Source organism: Haloferax sp. KTX1 (assembly GCF_902410085.1).
In the GTDB taxonomy this organism is placed as follows: Archaea; Halobacteriota; Halobacteria; order Halobacteriales; family Haloferacaceae; genus Haloferax; species Haloferax massiliensis.
Window position 1 is genome coordinate 586,672 of sequence record NZ_CABPRH010000001.1, and the last position, 17,017, is coordinate 603,688.

At 66.7% G+C, this 17,017-nt stretch carries 15 protein-coding genes; 10 read left to right on the forward strand and 5 right to left on the reverse strand.

From position 1 onward, the window contains the following. Window positions 1-113: 113 nt before the first annotated feature. From FY251_RS03050 to FY251_RS03085, 8 genes are all read left to right on the forward strand, one after another. The gene (locus tag FY251_RS03050; protein WP_187367338.1) at window positions 114-1,523 is read left to right on the forward strand and encodes a flagella accessory protein C; all 1,410 of its coding nucleotides are present in this window, start codon (window positions 114-116) and stop codon (window positions 1,521-1,523) included. Beyond that, window positions 1,507-1,938: a fla cluster protein FlaF gene (locus FY251_RS03055; RefSeq protein WP_148413388.1), complete on the forward strand. Its 432-nt coding sequence runs from the start codon at window positions 1,507-1,509 to the stop codon at window positions 1,936-1,938. The genes FY251_RS03050 and FY251_RS03055 overlap by 17 nt, the downstream gene beginning before the upstream one ends. Next, window positions 1,939-2,388 (forward strand): CARDB domain-containing protein, encoded by a 450-nt coding sequence (locus tag FY251_RS03060; protein WP_089778303.1) that lies wholly within the window; start codon window positions 1,939-1,941, stop codon window positions 2,386-2,388. Beyond that, entirely contained in the window at window positions 2,385-3,134 is a 750-nt protein-coding gene (locus tag FY251_RS03065) for an ATPase domain-containing protein (RefSeq protein WP_042662089.1), read from the forward strand. Before FY251_RS03060 ends, FY251_RS03065 begins: the two co-directional genes overlap by 4 nt. Beyond that, window positions 3,135-4,799, forward strand: coding sequence for a type II/IV secretion system ATPase subunit (locus tag FY251_RS03070; protein WP_089778301.1), 1,665 nt, complete (start codon window positions 3,135-3,137; stop codon window positions 4,797-4,799). It abuts the gene before it with no gap. A gap of 4 nt (window positions 4,800-4,803) precedes the next feature. Then, entirely contained in the window at window positions 4,804-6,546 is a 1,743-nt protein-coding gene (flaJ, locus tag FY251_RS03075; RefSeq protein ID WP_148413389.1) for an archaellar assembly protein FlaJ, read from the forward strand. Between the two features lie 95 nt (window positions 6,547-6,641). After that, the gene (locus tag FY251_RS03080; protein ID WP_187367339.1) at window positions 6,642-7,655 is read left to right on the forward strand and encodes a CheF family chemotaxis protein; all 1,014 of its coding nucleotides are present in this window, start codon (window positions 6,642-6,644) and stop codon (window positions 7,653-7,655) included. Window positions 7,656-7,728: 73 nt separating this feature from the next. Then, window positions 7,729-8,091: a hypothetical protein gene (locus tag FY251_RS03085; protein ID WP_148413391.1), complete on the forward strand. Its 363-nt coding sequence runs from the start codon at window positions 7,729-7,731 to the stop codon at window positions 8,089-8,091. A gap of 57 nt (window positions 8,092-8,148) precedes the next feature. On the opposite strand, the gene FY251_RS03090 is transcribed toward FY251_RS03085, so the two are convergent. From FY251_RS03090 to FY251_RS03105, 4 genes are read right to left on the reverse strand one after another with little or no spacing between them, the layout of a single operon-like run. Beyond that, on the reverse strand, window positions 8,149-9,015 hold the full coding sequence (locus tag FY251_RS03090) for a CheF family chemotaxis protein (RefSeq protein ID WP_148413392.1): 867 nt from the start codon (window positions 9,013-9,015) through the stop codon (window positions 8,149-8,151). A 3-nt stretch (window positions 9,016-9,018) separates the two neighbouring features. Then, window positions 9,019-9,861, reverse strand: coding sequence for a protein-glutamate O-methyltransferase CheR (locus FY251_RS03095; RefSeq protein ID WP_148413393.1), 843 nt, complete (start codon window positions 9,859-9,861; stop codon window positions 9,019-9,021). Then, entirely contained in the window at window positions 9,861-12,074 is a 2,214-nt protein-coding gene (locus tag FY251_RS03100; protein ID WP_148413394.1) for a chemotaxis protein CheA, read from the reverse strand. The genes FY251_RS03095 and FY251_RS03100 overlap by 1 nt, the downstream gene beginning before the upstream one ends. Before the next feature lie 2 nt (window positions 12,075-12,076). Further along, window positions 12,077-13,177, reverse strand: a complete 1,101-nt coding sequence (locus FY251_RS03105; protein ID WP_148413395.1) for a chemotaxis response regulator protein-glutamate methylesterase — start codon at window positions 13,175-13,177, stop codon at window positions 12,077-12,079. A 275-nt stretch (window positions 13,178-13,452) separates the two neighbouring features. Between FY251_RS03105 and FY251_RS03110 the strand changes: the two genes are divergently transcribed. Beyond that, complete coding sequence (locus FY251_RS03110; RefSeq protein WP_187367340.1) at window positions 13,453-13,899, forward strand: chemotaxis protein CheW; 447 nt, start codon at window positions 13,453-13,455, stop codon at window positions 13,897-13,899. 41 nt (window positions 13,900-13,940) lie between these two features. Here the strand turns inward: FY251_RS03110 and FY251_RS03115 are convergent, their stop codons facing one another. Further along, window positions 13,941-15,290, reverse strand: a complete 1,350-nt coding sequence (locus tag FY251_RS03115; RefSeq protein WP_148413397.1) for an MFS transporter — start codon at window positions 15,288-15,290, stop codon at window positions 13,941-13,943. A 127-nt stretch (window positions 15,291-15,417) separates the two neighbouring features. Between FY251_RS03115 and FY251_RS03120 the strand changes: the two genes are divergently transcribed. Further along, complete coding sequence (locus tag FY251_RS03120) at window positions 15,418-17,016, forward strand: uracil-xanthine permease family protein (protein ID WP_148413398.1); 1,599 nt, start codon at window positions 15,418-15,420, stop codon at window positions 17,014-17,016. Window position 17,017: the final 1 nt, after the last annotated feature.

Below are 17,017 nucleotides of genomic sequence, written 5' to 3' on the forward strand. Positions count from 1 at the left end.
TTTGCACCAATGTTACCTGCTCCCCCGAGTCCGTCGGACCGCCCCGGCCGGTCCGCCGCTCGGCCGGGTGACAGGCCGTCGCTCCAACGAGCAACCCCGCAGACGGTGTGGAGGTGCTCGCTGCGAGCATGATGGAGTGGCAGAACGACGAAGACACGGCCGACGCCGGGGACGACACGACGGAAGGACAACACATGTCATCAGACGATGGACTTGGATTCGAGGAGGGGATCGACGACCTCTCCGACGAGTTTGGTGACTTCGGCGACGACCTCGACGACGGATTCGACGACGACGAATTCGGCGGATTCGGCGACGACAACAGCGAGGAACTCGCAGAGCTCGAAGATCGCATCGGCGAACTCGAGAACGAAGTAAGCGCCATCTCGTCGGGGATGAACACCGTCCGCGAAGAGAACAAACAGATCGGTGAGACCGTCGAAGAGCTCGACGACACGATTCGCAAACTACTCGACATCTACGAGATGGTCACCCGCGGCATCAACCCGTTCGTCGACGACGCCCGCGAGATGGGCGGCCTCGACGGCGGCGGTTCGTTCGGGCTCTTCGAGGCGGAAGCCGAGGACGAAGAGCATCTCGACCCCGAGGTGGCGAACGCCGACGCCGAGTCGTTCTTCGACGACGACTTCGGCGAACTCGACGCCGAGGAGGGCGCGAAGGAAGCGGAACTCGCCGCCGAAGACGAACTCGCGGAGGCGGAGCGCGAGAGCCCCGCTGACGCCCTCGACGAGGGCGACGACGAGGACGACGAGGCCGACGACTCGGGCGGCGCGGGCGGCGCGAGCTTCGACGACCTCAAAGAACAGTACGAGGACGGCGGCGGCTGGGAAGACGAGGACGAGGCGGAGGCGGACCTCGACGACGACCTCGACGACGACGACCTCGACGAACTCGAAGACGAGAGCGAAGACGGGGCAGTCGAGGACCTCGACCCGCTCGATTCCGAGGTAGACGACGGCGAGGAAGAGGCCGACGAACCGGCCGACGAACCGCTCGACGTCGGTTCCGAAGTCGAAGACGCCGACGGCGACGTCCGCAAGACGCTCGACGAACTGGAGGCCGAGTACGCCACCGCGGCGGTGGCCAAAGACGAGCCGTCGGACGACGACGAGGACGAGGCGGCCGCCGAACCCGAGCCGGCCGCGTCGGTCGAAGCGTCGGACGCCTACCTGACGGGGCTCCCGTCGAACTACGTCTCCGAGGTGCTCGTGCTCGAATGGGCCGAACACCTCGTCTCCGTCGGCGGCGCGCTCGGCGCGTCGCGCGCGCTCCGCCAGTATCGGGAGCAGGACTGGATATCGCGCGCCGTCGAGAGCGAGCTGAACGCCCACGTCGGGCAGATAGCGCCGTCGGTCGAGGACGCCGACGACCACGAACTCCGCATCGACGACCACCAGACGAGCCTCGCGTACGTCTGTCGACTCGCGGAGGACGTTCCGCGGGGACAGCTGTACGAGGAGCTGGTCGCCTACGGGGGGAGATTCGATGGGATTCGGTGTTAGCGGCTCGACCGCCATCATCTTCCTCGGCGTCCTCATCGCCACGGGGACGCTGTACACAGCGGCATCCAACGCGTCGGAGAACGTGCTCGAAGCGCAGGACGCCGACGCGGAGCGGGCGCTCGAACGGACGAACACGGACATCGAAGTCACGAACGCGACCTACGACGCGGGCAACCTCACCGTGAACCTCACGAACGTCGGCTCGGAGACGCTGTCGGTGAGCGAGACCACCCTGCTCGTCGACAACGCCTACGTCGACGTGCCGTCGGCCAACGCGACCGTCGACGGCGACGCCGCGACCGACCTCTGGTACGCCGGCGAGAACCTCAGCCTCGTGGTCGACGCCGACCCCACGCCCGCACGGGTGAAGGTCGTCACCGGAAGCGGCGTCGCCGCGACGGAGGTGGTGAGCTAGATGGCCGATATCTCCGTTCCGAGCCTCATCCTGTTTATCGCCAGCATCGTCGTCGCCGCCGGCGTCTCGGGCGTCCTCATCGACACCGTGACCGGTATCAGCAGTTCGGTCGACGAGCGCGGCGGCGACGTGAGCACGGAGATCAGAACCGACATCGAAGTCATAAGCGACCCGGAGGCGGGCGTCTACGACGGCGCGAGCGACACTCTCTCGGTGTACGTCAAAAACACCGGGCTCCGGACGCTGCCGGCGACCAGCGGCGGCTTCGACATCATCGTCGGTGGACAGTATCAGACCAACGTCACGGTGAGCGTCGTCGACGGCACCGAGTGGCGGCCGAGCAACGTCGTCGAACTCACGGTGACGGACATCGCGTTGACCTCGGGCGACTACCGGATGACCGTCGTCGTCCACGGTGACGAAGAGGTGTTCGAATTCCGCGTACCATGAGCAGTCAATTCTCTCTCGGGCTATCCGGGCACGACCGTCTCGAAAAGGAACTCGGCGGCGGCATCCCAAAGGGTGCCATCGTCCTCATCGAAGGGGACTACGGCGCCGGTAAAAGCGTGTTGTCGCAGCGGTTCAGCTACGGCTTCTGCGACGAGGAAACGGTGGTGACGCTCGTCTCGACCGAGCTGGGCGTCCGCGGCTTCCTCGACCAGATGCACTCGCTTTCGTACGACATCGTCAAGCATCTGCTCGACGAGCAGATCCTGTTTCTCCAGGCCGAAATCGACAGCAGCGGCGCGCTCTCCGGCGGGAGCAGCCAGGAGGAGCGCAAACAGCTCCTCCGGCGGCTGATGGACGCCGAGACGCTCTGGGACGCCGACGTCATCATCATCGACACGTTCGACGCCATCCTGCGCAACGACCCGCAGTTCGAGGCGCTGGTCCGGCAGAACGACGAGCGGCAGGCCGCCCTCGAAATCATCTCGTTTTTCCGCGAGCTGACGACGAAGGGCAAGACCATCATCATCACCGTCGACCCGTCGTCGGTCGACGAGGGCTCTATCGGCCCGTTCCGCTCTATCGCCGACGTCTACTTCGAACTGGAGATGGTGGAGGTCGGAAACGACGTTCGGCGGAACATCTTCGTGAAGCGCTTTGCGGGGATGGGCCAGCAGGTCGGCGACCGCGTCGGCTTCTCGGTCCGGTCGGGTATCGGGCTCGTCATCGAGTCGAGGAGCGTGGCGTAGATGGCGACCGAACACGGCTCCGCCAGGCTGTCGGACGATCTCAAGCGCCTCGCGATGCAGTGGCCGCACCTCCGGGACCACCTCAAGCGGTTCCGGCAGATCACAGGCGAGTTCCCGATGCTCGTCGACGAGCCGGGCGACTACGAGTCCCGGCGTCCGAACATCATCTACCCGCTGGGCGGCCCCGTGTTCTGCCAGATATACGGCAACTTCGGCGAGACGACGAAGTACTACACCATCGAACCCGAGATGGACGACGACGAACTCGACGTGTTCGCTCGGGTCAAGGACAAGCTGCTCGAACGAAGCGTCTCGAAGCCGGCACCCGAGGAGAGCGCCGACTACGAAGAGCGCATCGAGGAACTGCTGTCCGAAATCGTCCACATCGAGGGCGACGACCGCGGGCCGCTCGGCTCGGTGGCGAAACGCCTCGACGTGGCCGGCATCGAGGTCTCCCAGACGACCTACGACAAGATTCAGTACCGGCTCGTCCGCGACATCGTCGGCCTCGGCCCGCTCGAACCCATCATGCGCGACCCGGAGAACGAGGACATTCACGTTATCGGTCCCAGTCAGGTCGACGTCGACCACGGGACCTTCGGGCTGTTGGAGACGAGCGTCGAGTTCGACGACACCGAGCAGTTCGACAACTGGCTCCGCAACATGGGCGAGCGCATCGGCGACCCCGTCTCCGACGCCCACCCCATCGTCGACTCCACGCTCCCCGACGGCTCGCGTATCAACATCATCTACTCCGACGACGTGTCGCTGAAGGGGTCGTCGCTCACCATCCGTCAGGGCGACGACGTGCCGCTTTCGGTGTTCCAAATCGCCAAGTGGGGGACGCTGTCGCCCGAGTTGGCCGCGTACCTCTGGATCGCGCTGGAGAACGAACGAACCATCTTCGTGGTCGGCGAGACGGCGTCGGGCAAGACGACGACGCTCAACGCCATCCTCTCGTTCATCCCGCAGGACTCGAAGATTTACACGGCGGAGGACACCGCCGAGGTGCTTCCGCCGCACGACACGTGGCAGCAACTCCTCACCCGTGAGGGCCGCGGCTCCGACTCCGAAGTCGACATGTTCGACCTCGTCGCGGCCGCGCTCCGCTCTCGCCCCGACTACATCATCGTGGGGGAGGTCCGTGGCGAGGAGGGCCGCATGGCGTTCCAGGCGGCTCAGACCGGCCACCCGGTGATGCTGACGTTCCACGCCTCCGACATCGTCTCGATGATTCAGCGCTTTACCGGCGACCCCATCAACGTCCCCGAGACGTTCATGGACAACTGCGACATCGCGCTGTTCCAGAACCGCGTCCGCCGGGGCAACGACATCCTCCGTCGGGTGACGAGCGTCCAGGAAATCGAGGGCTACTCGAAGGAGATGGGCGGCGTCGTCACCCGCGAGGCGTTCTACTGGGACCCCGTCCAAGACGAGATCGTCTTCCAGGGGATGAACAACTCCTTCATCATGGAACAGAAGGTCGCGACGCTCCTCGGCTACGACGACACGCGGAAGATATACGACGACATCCAGTTCCGCGCCGAACTCGTCCGCCGGGCGATTCAGGAGAACGTCCTCGGCTACCACGAGGTGAACGAACTCATCGAGGACTTCCAGCGCGACGGCGTCGAGGGACTGCCGTTCGACATGGCGAGGGTGTAGCGAGATGGCAGGGGAACAGAGCGCGTCGATGCAGGCGGTGCAGGTCCGGGAGTTCGTCAGCGACATCATCGAGTCGTACGAGCAGATGCCGATGGAGCTGTCGCGCTACCTGCTCGCGGTGCTCGGTCCCGCCATCGTGTTTTTCGTCCTCTCTCTGGCCGGGGCTATCGCGCTTCCGTTTCCCCTCCTCGTCCGCATCCCCGTGTTCCTCCTCGGCGTGTTGCTCCTCGGCGGGGCCGTCCTCTACCCGCGGCTCCTCGTCGAGCAGACGCGCCGCAGCCTGGAGAACCAACTTCACCTGCTCATCACGCACATGACCGTGCTCTCGACGACGAACATCGACCGCGTCGCCGTGTTCCGAACGCTCGCGCGCGAAGAGGAATACGGCGAGCTGGCGACCGAGATGAACCGAATCGTCCAGCTCGTCGACGCGTGGAACCAATCGCTCGACGACGCCTGTCAGCGGCGGGCGCGGGAGGTGCCGTCGAAGCCGCTCGCCGACTTCCTCGACAGGCTCGCGTACTCCATCAACGCCGGTCAGAGCATCGACGACTTCCTCCTCGGCGAGCAGAACGCGATGATTCAGAAGTACATCACCGTCTACGAGAGCGCGCTGGGGAACCTGGAGGTCATGAAGGACCTCTACCTCTCGATGATTCTGTCGATGACGTTCGCCATCATCAACGCCATCGTGCTCCCCATCCTGACGGGGACGGACGCGACGATGACCATCGGCGCGGTCATCGTGCTTTTCGTCTTCGTGCAGTTGGGCTTTTACTTCGTCATCCGGACGATGTCGCCGTACGACCCGCTTTGGTTCCACCAGCCGGAGTACCGGACGAAGGCGAACCGGCAGATAGACATCACGCTGTACGGCGCGGTCGGCCTCTCCATCACGATGGTCCTCGTACTCGCGTTGGGGACGTTCAACCTGACCGCCGTCGGCGCGACGGTCCGACCCATCATGATCGAACTCCCGATTCCGCTCCTCATCTCGACGCCGCTGACGCCGCTTGCGGTCCCGGGAATCGTCGCGCGCCGCCACGAGCGGCGCATCGGCGAGCGCGACGAGGAGTACCCCGGCTTCATCCGCGCGCTCGGGGCCTCGGAGACGGCGAAACAGAGCACGACGACGGCCGTCCTGAAGACGCTCAAGACCAAGGACTTCGGCGTCCTCTCGCGCGAGATTTCCCGATTGTACACGCGGCTTCGGATGCGCCTCGATCCCGACCGCTCGTGGTTCTTCTTCACCGCGGAGACGAACTCCTACCTCGTCCAGAAGTTCTCAGAGATGTACAACGTCGGCCGGTCGATGGGCGGCAAGCCGAAGCTCCTCGGCGAACTCATCAGCCGCAACATGAACGAGATAATCAAGCTCCGCCGGCAGCGAAAGCAGTCGACCGTCACCCTCATCGGCGTCCTCTACGGCATCACGGCCTCTGCGTCGTTCGCCTTCTTCATCGGGCTGGAAGTCGTCGAGATTCTCGCGTCGTTCTCGACGCAGATGAACCTCGACAGCCTCCAGTTCGGGACGCTCATCTACGCCGGCGTCTACGACGTGCCCTTCATCGAGTACATGCTCACGCTCATCATCCTGTTTAACGCCCTGCTGTCGTCGCTCATGATCCGCATGGTCGACGGCGGGCACAAGGCGAACGCCTACCTCCACTTCGTGATGCTCGTCTGGGTCGGCTCGCTGATGGCGGTCGCCACCTCGTCGCTCGCCGGAGCACTGATCAGCATATGACTGACGACGGACCACAGACCCGAGATTCGATGCCAGACGCCGCAGGCGAACAGACCGCACAGGAGGCCCGTTCCCGCGCGCCCGAGGGGGGCGACGTGGCGAAGAGCGACCTCCTGCAGGCGTACCGCCGGCAGAAGTCGGAGCCGTCGGACGAACGGGAGGAAAGCGAGCGGGCGCGCTCGAAGGAGCGGACCGAAAAGCGGACCAGCGACGGCGAGTCCATCGTCGTCGACTTCGTCGCCAACTTCGTCGCCGGCGGCAACGCCTCGTTCGAACCCGTCAAGGGCCGCGTCCTGATGAGCCAGCGACGGCTCATCCTCGCCACGTCGAAGGCCAAGACCGTCATCCCAATCACCTCCATCTTCGACATCGCCGTGGGGCAGGTCCCACCGGAGGTCGAGGAGTTCTTCGACTACACGGTGATGGTGGGCTACATCATCGGCCGCCAGCGCCGGACGACCGTCATCGGCGGCGACCGCGAGACTATCGAGAAGTTCTCGCTGCTGCTGTTCCGCGCGGCGCTCAACGGCTCGCGCGCGCAGGTCACCCACCCGGCCCGCATCGGCGGGCGCGTCCTCGACACGGAGCGACAGCCCTCCGGCCTGCATCTCGACTACGAGGCCGTCACGTTCCCCGACGACGACGGCCCGCTCACGGAGGACGGCGAGCCGTTCCACATCGACCTCGCGAGCGTCATCTTCTTCGAGGTGCTCGAACGGACCGTCGACGGCGAAACGCGACTGGTGCTTTCGGTCCAGCACGTCAAACAGGGCCAGACGGTCACCTCCGAGATAACGCTCGACTCCCGGCGGAAGATGAACATCCTCGGGCGCTACCTCCGACTCGTCTACCACTGGATAAAGTCGGGCGTCCGCGACGTCGAGGTCACCGAACAGGGCCTCGAAGTCCTCGTCGGGCTGTACTCCGCAGGCGAGATGGCCGCCGAGGTCGACTTCAGCGAACTGCTCGGCGTCGACGAGGCGGTCCTCGACGCGGAACTGGAGAAGCTCCACGATGAGGAACTCATCGGCGACGACGAGCTCCCGACCTCGCTGACGCCGCAGGGTCGGTTCGTCGTCAACGAGGAGATCGAAGACGTGAACGTCTGACGCGGCTTTTTGTCGAAAGAAGGGCCGTCCGGTGGTCGGAACCCATATCAACTGCGCAACTAGTTCTGCATCTATGCGGACGCGGACTTCGTCGCTCGTCGGGCTGGGACTTGGAAGTGCAGTCAGCTACTTCTTCGGCTTCCGACACGGCGACGCGTTGGTCGGCGTCGCCCTCCTTCTCACGTACGCAATCGTGGGCTTCGGAGTCGCCGCGTTCCCCGCGTACCGCTGGCGGTGGTCCGGACCGAACGACCATTTCTGGTACACGGTAGTCGGCGTCTTGAGCGCCCTCGTACCCATCTTCGCGGCGTACGGGCTAACCCTCGAACCCGGCGGGCGCGTGCGGAGCATCGTTCTCTTAGCCGGGGTCTGGGTGGGAGGCGTCTACGCCGGAGTCGCGCTCGACCGGGCCTCTCGGCGCGCGAGCGACGACTGACGAGCGCGACGCGTCGCTCGGCGTTCGGCGACTGCGCCGCGAAAAACCGAGTGCTGACTACTGCTCGTTGATGGCGTCGGAGGCGATGCTGCGGCCGCGGGCGTTGAGTTGCACCTCGTGGCGCACGCGAATCTCCTCGACGACGTTGTGGTCGATGAGTCGCTGAAAGAGCTCTTCGACCTCGTCCACGTCGAGGCCGAGGAAGCTCGGGATGTCGAACGGCGAGACGCCGGAGTACAGCGCCGTGAGGACCTGCTTGTCCGTCTCGCTCAGGTCGATAGAGGTCTCGGAGAGCTCCTCGCCCTCGCGGAGGAGCGTGTAGAGGAAGCTGATGGCGCGGTCGGAGCCGGAGATGTACGTCTGGAGGCTCGTCCCCTCGTCGTCGGAGTGTTCGACCTCGATGACGCTCCGGTGTTCGTCGACGATGGTCCGCTCGCCCGTCTTCACGTCGCCGATGTCGTCGAGGCGAATCTCGACGAACTTGCCGCCGACGGTCGCCATGCTCACGGCCTCCGTCTCGACTTTGAGCCGGGATTTCTCCCACTCGGTGTTCTGGACGACGCCGCCGGCGACGGCGGGGTGTCGCGCGAGGAACTGCTCGGTGTTGAGGAGCGCGCCGAAGAAGTCCGTCTCGAACTCGTCGTAGTCGACGGGCGCGAGCAGGACGACGCCCGACGGGATGTGGACGCTGAAGTAGTCGGAGACGGTCGCGATGCGCTGGTTCACGTCGTACCGCCCGCCGAACTCCTGTATCTTCGAGAGCTGAATCGTCCGCTTGCCGCCGGTGCCGGCGAGGATGAGCCGCCTGTTCGAAAGCAGGATGCGGCCGCTCGTCCAGTCCACGTCGTGCATCTCCCGGCCGTTCTTGACGACCTGGAGGAACCGCCCGCGGGTGTCTCCGAGCTTTTGCTCACCGGGTTTCATCGCTCACCTCCCGACCGCGGTGTCGCTCGCGCGGTAGATGCGGAGTCGTTTCTCGACGGGGTCGAACTGCTGTCGACACGTCGGCGGGATGGTCTCTGTCATGCCGATGGTGAGGTAGCCGTCCGGCTTCATCGCGGAGCCGAGCGTCTCGAAGACGGCCCGCTTGGACTCGGCGTTGATGTAGATGAACAGGTTCCGGCAGACGACGAGGTCGAACGTCCCCGGCGGCTCCTCGCGGATGAGGTCTCGACGCTCGAAGCTGACCATGTCGGTGACGGCGTCTTTCACCCGGAAGCTGTCGTCGTCGCGGTCGACGAAGCGCTCCCAGCGCCCGATTGGGTCGAGCTGTTCGGCCACGTCGTTCGTCTCGGAGGCGCGGTACTCGCCGGCTCTGGCGGCGCGGAGAATCTCGCGTTTGATGTCCGTGCCGACGATTTCGATGCGGCGCTCGTCGACGCGGTCGTCGTCGTGGGCGAGCATCGCCAGCGAGTAGGCCTCGCGGCCGTCAGAGCAGGCCGCGCTCCATATCTTGATTGGGTCGTGGCGGTTCCCCCGCGAGCTCAGGTCGCGGAGCACCTCGCGGAGCGCCTCCCACACCTCGGGGTTCCGGAAGAAGCTCGTCACGTTGACCGACAGCGCGTCCAAAAGCGCCTGCTGTTCGTCCTCGTCGTCGGTGAGGAGGTCGTGGTACGACCCGTAGTCGTCGACGCGTCGCCGCCGCATCCGCGCGGAGATTCGACGGTCGAGGTAGGCGTCGTTGTACGAACTCGTCTGGAACCGCAGCGAGTCTTCGATGTAGTCCAGGAGCCGGCCGAACGCCGGGTCGTCGGTCGCCGAGGAGGGCATCAGTCGGCCGCCTCCTCGGCGGTGTCCGGGAGCTGGCTCGGGTCGAACTCGCGCATCGCCTGCTCGCCGTCGGCCGGGAGCGCGAGCGTCGAGACGTCCAGAATCGGGATGACGTTCCCGTCGCCGATGACGGCCGTCCCCGACAGCCCGCCGACGCCCGACAGCGGCCCCTGCAGGGGCGTCACGACGACTTCCTCCTGTTTCGTCACGCCGTCGCAGTGCAGCGCGACCTGCCTGTCGTCGGGGCGGATGCGGACCACCATGCCGTCGTCGGGCTCGGGCGAGTCGATTTCGAGCGCCTCGCGGAGCCGAATCAGGGGGAAGATGGTCTCCTCGTGGACGATGACTTCCGCGCCGTTGACCGTCTGGACGCGGTCGCGGCGGCTTATCTCGTCGATGTACTTGATGGGGACGCCGAACTCGCGGTCTTCGACCTGCACGAAAAGCACCTTGATGATGGCGACCGACACCGGCAGGCGGATGTTGAACGTGCTCCCCTCGCCGGGTTCGCTGTCGACCGACACCGAGCCGTCGAGCGACTCGACGGTCGTCTTCACCACGTCCATGCCGACGCCGCGGCCGGAGACGTCCGTGATTTCGTCGTTGGTCGAGAATCCGGGGTGGAAGATGTAGTCGTACACCTCGCTGTCGGGCATCTGGTCCAGTTCCTCGCGGGTCGCCACGCCCTTGTCGACCGCCTTGTCGCGGACGGCGTCGGCGTCGATGCCGCTCCCGTCGTCCTCGACGGTCACGATGACGGTGTCGTGTTGGCGGCGCGCGGAGAGCCGGATGGTCCCCGTGCGGGATTTACCGTTTTCCTCGCGCACGTCGGGTTCCTCGATGCCGTGGTCGACGGCGTTCCGGAGGACGTGCATCAGCGGGTCGGAGATCTCGTCGAGGATGGTGCGGTCGAGTTCGATGTCCGCGCCCTCGACTTTGAACGAGACGCGCTTGTCCTGCTCGCGGGCGAGGTCGCGAACGAGTCGGGGGAACTTGTCGAACACCTTCTTCAGCGGGATGAGCCGCATGTCCATCACGGTGTTCTGGAGGTTCGACGATATCTTGTCCAGTTCGTCGAGCGTGTCGAGCGCGGTCGTCTGCCCCACGTCGATGGCGTTTCTGAGCTTGATTCGGCTCGTCACCAACTGCTCGACGAGCTCGTGGAGTTCGTCGAGTTGGTCCACGTCCACGCGGACGGACTTGACCGCCGAGATGGAGCGGGCCTCCTTTTTCTTCTCTTTACCGGACTCCGGTTCCTCGTCGCTCTCGGTCGACTCGGCCTCGTCGGCGTCTCCTTCGCTCTCGTCGTTGACGCCGGGTGCGTCCTCGGACGCCGCGTCGCTGTCACCGTCGACAGCGCCGTCGCCGTCAGCGGACTGGCCGGAGCCGTCCGAGGCCGGGGCGTCTCCCTCGGCGTCGGATTCGGTGGCCGGCGCATCGTCGGCAGCCGCCGAGGCGTCGCCGGCGGCGAGCGCGTCGGACGCGTCGGTCGTCTCGACCGCCGAGACCTTCCAGAGGCCGTCGAGTTCGCTTTCGACGACGGCGGCGTCGCGCTCGGCGACGAACAGGTCGAAGCCGTCGCCGAACTCGCCGTCCTCGATGGCGTCGCGGCTGGGGTTCGCCCCGACCACGTCGAGGTCCTCGGGGATGCTACTGAGGAAGATGCCGGCGTCGACGCCCTTCATCTGGCCCGCGTCGAGTTCGACGTGGGCGTGGGTGAGCGTGGTCGCGTCGAGCGCATCGGTGTCGACGCAGTCGGCGGCGAGAGAGTCGAGGTCGACCGACTCGCGGTCGGCCTCGTCAGACGCCGCCGTGTTCGAGTTTCCCGCGTCACCGCCGTCCTCGACGGCCGCGCGAATCTCCTCGACCGTGTCGGTCGGGTCGATGGTCGACTCGCCGTTCTCCTCGATATCGTGGAGGATCTCGACGATGAGGTCCATCCCGTCGAAGACGAGGTCCATCCGCTCGGCCGTCACGTCGAGTCGCTCGTGGCGAATCTCGTCGAGGAGGTCCTCGACGGCGTGGGCGACCGTCGCGGCGTTGTCGAAGCCCATCGCGCCGAAGTTGCCCTTCAGCGTGTGGGCCTGCCGGAAGATGTCGTCGATGGCCTCGGTGTCGTCCGGGTTTGACTCCAGCGACAGCAGCGAGTTGTTCAACTGCGTGATGCTCTCTTCGCTCTCGGTGATGAATGCTTGGTAGAGTTCTTCGTCCATGGTCAGGTAGTGAGCCCGCGGAGTGCTTCGTCTGCGATTCGTCCGTCGGCGGAGACGGTGTCGACACAGCCGGCCTCGATAGCCCGCTTCGGCATTCCGAAGATGGCGGAGGTCTCCTCGTCCTGTGCGACCGTGTGGCCGCCCGCCCGCTTGATTCGGGACATTCCCTCGACGCCGTCGCGGCCCATGCCCGTGAGGAGCACGCCGGAAAGCGGCGCGTCGACCGCCTCCGCGGCCGACGCCATCGTGAGGTCGATGGCCGGCTTGACGCCGTGGAGCGGCTCGTCGTCGGAGAGTTCGAGCCGGAGGCGTCCGGCGCGGTCGCCGGTCACGAGGAGGTGCGAGCCGCCCGGAGCGATTCGAATCTGTCCGGGGCCGATTCGCTCGCCGTCTTCGGCCTCGCGGACCTCGTAGTCACAGCGTCCGTCGAGCCGGGCCGCGAACCGCTTCGTGAAGCCGGCCGGCATGTGCTGGACGACCAGCACGCGGAGACCGGCCTCCGCGGGGAGCGCCGCGAGCACCCGTTCGACGACGTTCGGCCCGCCCGTGGACGCGCCGATAATCAGGGTCGACCCCTCGCTCGGCAGCGATTCGGTCGCCCCGGACGCCGCCGGCGTCGCCCCCGCGGTCGTCGCCGACTTCGACTCCGTCTTCGGCGGGCGAGCACCCCGACGGGTCGCCGAGAGGTCGACCGCCGCGGCGGACTGAATCTTCTCGACCAGTTCCCGCTTGACGCGGGGCATCTCGGAGGTGACTTCGCCGCCCGGCTTCGTCACGAAGTCGACCGCCCCTCGGTCGAGCGCTTCGAACGTCACGTCGGCGTCCTCCTCGGCGTGCGCCGAGAGCATGAGGACGGGCGTCGGACACTCCTCCATGATGGCCTCGACCGCGTCGAGGCCGTTCATCTCGGGCATCTCGATGTCCATCGTCACCACGTCCGGTCGGTTCGCCTCGACCACCGATACCGCCTCGCGACCGTCTGCCGCCTCGGCGACGACCTCGACGTCGGCGTCTTCGAGGAGCGTGCGAATCAGCGTCCGCATGAACCGCGAGTCGTCGACGACGACCGCTCGCGTCGAGTCCGCGCCGGCGGCCGAACTCATCGCCCCCGCCTCCCGGTGTGGGGACGACGGGCGCGACGGGTCGCCGAGCGGGCCCCCCGTCGAGGGGTCGGTGGATTGTTTCGTGTACCGTTTCGTAGACCGCTCATCTACCCCGAGGTTCGGAAATCGGGTATATAAACACTCGGCGAGGATAATCACGGCTGATAATCGGGTACGTACCTTTATACGCTGAATCTGACCACTCTGAAGCAATCAGGTGGCGGCGTCCGTCGCCGCCGGGGTTGACCATGCGACAAGATGCAATCACGACCGAGATGAGCGCGGACGAGGCCGACGCGGAGGACTCCGCCGAAGAAGTACAGGTGCTGGAATTCCAACTCGGCCCGGAGACGTACTGCGTCGACATCGAGTACGTGAGCGAAATCGTCGACAAGGGCCAGCTCACGGCGGTGCCGAACGCGCCGGACTACGTCGAGGGCGTGATGGACCTCCGCGGCCGGACCACGTCCATCATCAACCCGAAATCGCTCCTCAGCATCGACGCCGAGGGCGAGTCCAAGCGCATCGTCATCTTCGACCCGAACAAGTTCGAAGACGAGGCGGCGACCGGCTGGCTCGTCGACGAGGTGTATCAGGTCGTGCGCGTCTCGATGGACGATGTGGAGGACCCGCCGCTCGAAAAGGACGACTCCATCGAGGGCGTCATCAAGCGCGACGGCGACCTCGTCGTCTGGATATCGCCGGTACACGCCATCAAGTAAGCCCGGTTCCCGCGACCGGCCCCGCTTTCGTTTTCGAGACCCTACTCCGCGAGCGTCTGCGCTCCCGCCGCGACGCCCCGGTCGCCGCTGAGCAACACGACGACGAGCGCGCAGCCCACGACGACCCCCGCGAGACCGAACGCGGCGACGTAGCCGGCGGCGTCGGCGACGAGGCCGCCGAGCGCAGCGCCGACCCCGCCGCCGAGGCTCGAAAGCGCCGTGTACGCGCCGAGGGCCTCCCCGCGAATCCGGTCGGGCGCGAGCCGCGTCACCAGCCCCGTCGCCGTCACCGCGATGACCGCCCACGTGACGCCGATGACGAGGAACGTCGCGCCGAGCGCCACGAGACCGGCGAGCGCGGCGACCTGCGTGCCGACGACGGCGACCGCCGGGAAGGCGAGGCCGCGGGTCGCCAGCGCGCCGGCTTGGAGCCGCCGGGGGTCGTGTCGCGCCGCGAACGCGCCGACCTTCGCGTAGCTCACCGCCGAGCCGAGACTCGAAAGCACGAACAGGGCGAACACCTCGTCGGCGGTCCGCCCGGAGCCGACGAGGTACGCGGGCAGGGGCCCGAAGAAGACCGAGAAGCCGACGAAAAACAGCGTCGCGGCCGCGAGGTACCGGAGGAGTTCGGGGCTCATTCGCGCCCGGAAGTCGTCGAGGTCGAAGCTCTGGAGCGCCCAGTAGAGCCGCGAGGGGCCGTACGGGACCGCGCGGACCGAGCGCCCGACGAGGCCGCCCTGCCGGCGGATACCGGCCGAGACGCGGGCGAACCGCCGCGCCGACAGCGTCGAGCGCTCGGGGTACCAGACGCGGACGAGGACGGCCCCGAGGGCGGCGGCGACCGCGGCGGCGACGAGGAACCGCCGCTGGACGGCGAGCGCGTCGAGGCCGAACAGCCGCGGGGCCAGCGCCGACCAGACCGCGCCGACGACGAGGCCGCCGAGCCAGCCGTAGCCCTGATAGTGGTTGAGGACGCCGAAGCGGCGGTCCCACTCCTTCGAGGGGACGCCCTCGACGACGACGAGATTCAACACCGGCGCGGCCGCGGCGACGACGAACCACAGGAGAGCGTTGGCGACGAGGACCGCGGCCGGCGACGACACGGCCGCGGTGAGAGAGAGCGCGCCCGCGGTCGCCGCGAGCGCGACGAGGATGAACGGCCGCCTGCGCTTCGCGCGGGCGGCCAACCGGCCCCAGAGCACCGCCCCCGGCGCGCCGGCGAAGGCGGCGGTTGCCGCGATGAGACCGACGAACAGCGCGTTCGCCCCCAGTTCGATGGCGTACAGCGGGACGACGAGCGACGACGCGCCCACCGCGGCGTAGCCCAGCGCCCAGCCGAACAGCCACCGGTCGCGATTCCCCGCGTTCGAACGCCCGTGTCGGTCGGTCACGTGTCACGAATGAAACCGGTGAAACAAAGTCGTTGCTCCCCGAACGCGCGCGAAAAGCAGGACATATATAGTCTGAACAAAATCCTCGGACAACCATGCTCGGGAGCGCACCACCGCATACGGGGGGATGGTCGTGACGGACGACTCCTCTCCCTCCTCGTTCGTGCAGTACGGTATCGACGACAAACCACCCCTTCCGACCGCTCTCCTTCTCGGCGCCCAACACTACCTCACGATGGTGGGCGCGAACATCGCCGTTCCCCTCATCCTCGCCGGAGCCCTCGGCATGCCCGCCGAAGTGGTGCCGCGGTTCGTCGGGACGTTCTTCGTCGTCTCCGGCATCGCGACGCTGATGCAGACGACGTTCGGGAACCGCTACCCAATCGTGCAGGGCGCGCCCTTCTCGATGCTCGCGCCGGCGCTCGCCGTCATCGGCGTGGCGACGGCGACCGGCCAGTCGGGCTCCGGGGTCGCCTGGCAGAGCGCCCTCCTGCAACTGCAGGGCGCGATTATCGTCGCGGCCGTCGTCGAGGTGTTCGTCGGCTACTTCGGCCTGCTCGGACGCCTCCGGAAGTTCATCTCGCCGGTCGTCATCGCGCCGACCATCGCGCTCATCGGGCTGTCGCTTTTCAACGCCCCGCAGGTCGCGTCCGCCACGAACAACTGGTGGCTCCTCGGCCTGACGCTCGCGCTCATCGTCCTGTTCTCGCAGTACCTCGACACCGCGCACCCGGCGTTCAAGCTGTTCCCGGTGCTGCTCGGCGTCATCGTCTCGTACGTCGTCGCCGCCGGCCTCTCGGTCGCGGGGGTCATCGCCCCCGGCGCGGCGGGCTACGTGAACCTCCAGACGGTCATCGAGGCCCCGGCGCTCATGCCCATCTACCCCCTGCAGTGGGGCTTCGCGGGCGGCGCGGGGACGACGACCGTTTCGCTCCCCGTCGTGGGGTCGGTCGCGTTCGGCATCCCGCAGTTCACGACCTCCTTCATCATCGGGATGCTCGCGGGCGTCGCGGCCTCGATGGTCGAATCGTTCGGCGACTACCACGCCGTCGCCCGGCTCTCGGGCGTCGGCGCGCCCTCCGAGCGCCGCATCAATCACGGCATCGGTATGGAGGGCGTGATGAACGTCTTCTCGGCCGTCATGGGCGGTAGCGGCTCGACCTCCTACTCCGAGAACATCGGCGCAATCGGCCTCACGGGCGTGGCCTCCCGCTACGTCGTCCAAATCGGTGCCGCCGTGATGCTCGTCATGGGCTTCGTCGGCTACTTCGGCCAACTCATCGCGACGATTCCCGACCCCATCGTCGGCGGCCTCTACGTCGCCATGTTCGGCCAGATCGTCGCCGTCGGCCTCTCGAACCTGAAGTACGTCGACCTCGACTCCTCCCGGAACGTGTTCATCGTCGGCGTCGCCATGTTCGCCGGCCTCGCCGTCCCCGCCTACATGGGCAACGTCGGGAGCGCGGCGGCGTTCCGCGAGGGGATGCGCCAGGTCGCGCTCGTCGGCCCCGTCCTCGGGACGCAACTCGTCGCCGACACCGTCTTCGTCATCGGTTCGACCGGCATGGCCGTCGGCGGCCTCATCGCCTTCTTCTTCGACAACACCATCGCGGGCACCCGCGCCGAGCGCGGCCTCGAAGAGTGGGAAGATACCGTCGAAGACGACAGCGACTTCGAGTCGGCGCTGGACCGCTTCCGCGGCGATGAGTCGGCGACGGCCGACTGAG

Bases quoted from the DNA above. Each gene is read 5' to 3' on its own strand.
- FY251_RS03055 (WP_148413388.1), top strand. From the start codon at position 1,507: ATGGGATTCGGTGTTAGCGGCTCGACCGCCATCATCTTCCTCGGCGTC.
- FY251_RS03060 (WP_089778303.1), top strand. From the start codon at position 1,939: ATGGCCGATATCTCCGTTCCGAGCCTCATCCTGTTTATCGCCAGCATC.
- FY251_RS03065 (WP_042662089.1), top strand. From the start codon at position 2,385: ATGAGCAGTCAATTCTCTCTCGGGCTATCCGGGCACGACCGTCTCGAA.
- FY251_RS03070 (WP_089778301.1), top strand. From the start codon at position 3,135: ATGGCGACCGAACACGGCTCCGCCAGGCTGTCGGACGATCTCAAGCGC.
- flaJ (WP_148413389.1), top strand. From the start codon at position 4,804: ATGGCAGGGGAACAGAGCGCGTCGATGCAGGCGGTGCAGGTCCGGGAG.
- FY251_RS03085 (WP_148413391.1), top strand. From the start codon at position 7,729: ATGCGGACGCGGACTTCGTCGCTCGTCGGGCTGGGACTTGGAAGTGCA.
- FY251_RS03090 (WP_148413392.1), bottom strand. From the start codon at position 9,015: ATGAAACCCGGTGAGCAAAAGCTCGGAGACACCCGCGGGCGGTTCCTC.
- FY251_RS03095 (WP_148413393.1), bottom strand. From the start codon at position 9,861: ATGCCCTCCTCGGCGACCGACGACCCGGCGTTCGGCCGGCTCCTGGAC.
- FY251_RS03100 (WP_148413394.1), bottom strand. From the start codon at position 12,074: ATGGACGAAGAACTCTACCAAGCATTCATCACCGAGAGCGAAGAGAGC.
- FY251_RS03105 (WP_148413395.1), bottom strand. From the start codon at position 13,177: ATGAGTTCGGCCGCCGGCGCGGACTCGACGCGAGCGGTCGTCGTCGAC.
- FY251_RS03110 (WP_187367340.1), top strand. From the start codon at position 13,453: ATGAGCGCGGACGAGGCCGACGCGGAGGACTCCGCCGAAGAAGTACAG.
- FY251_RS03120 (WP_148413398.1), top strand. From the start codon at position 15,418: ATGGTCGTGACGGACGACTCCTCTCCCTCCTCGTTCGTGCAGTACGGT.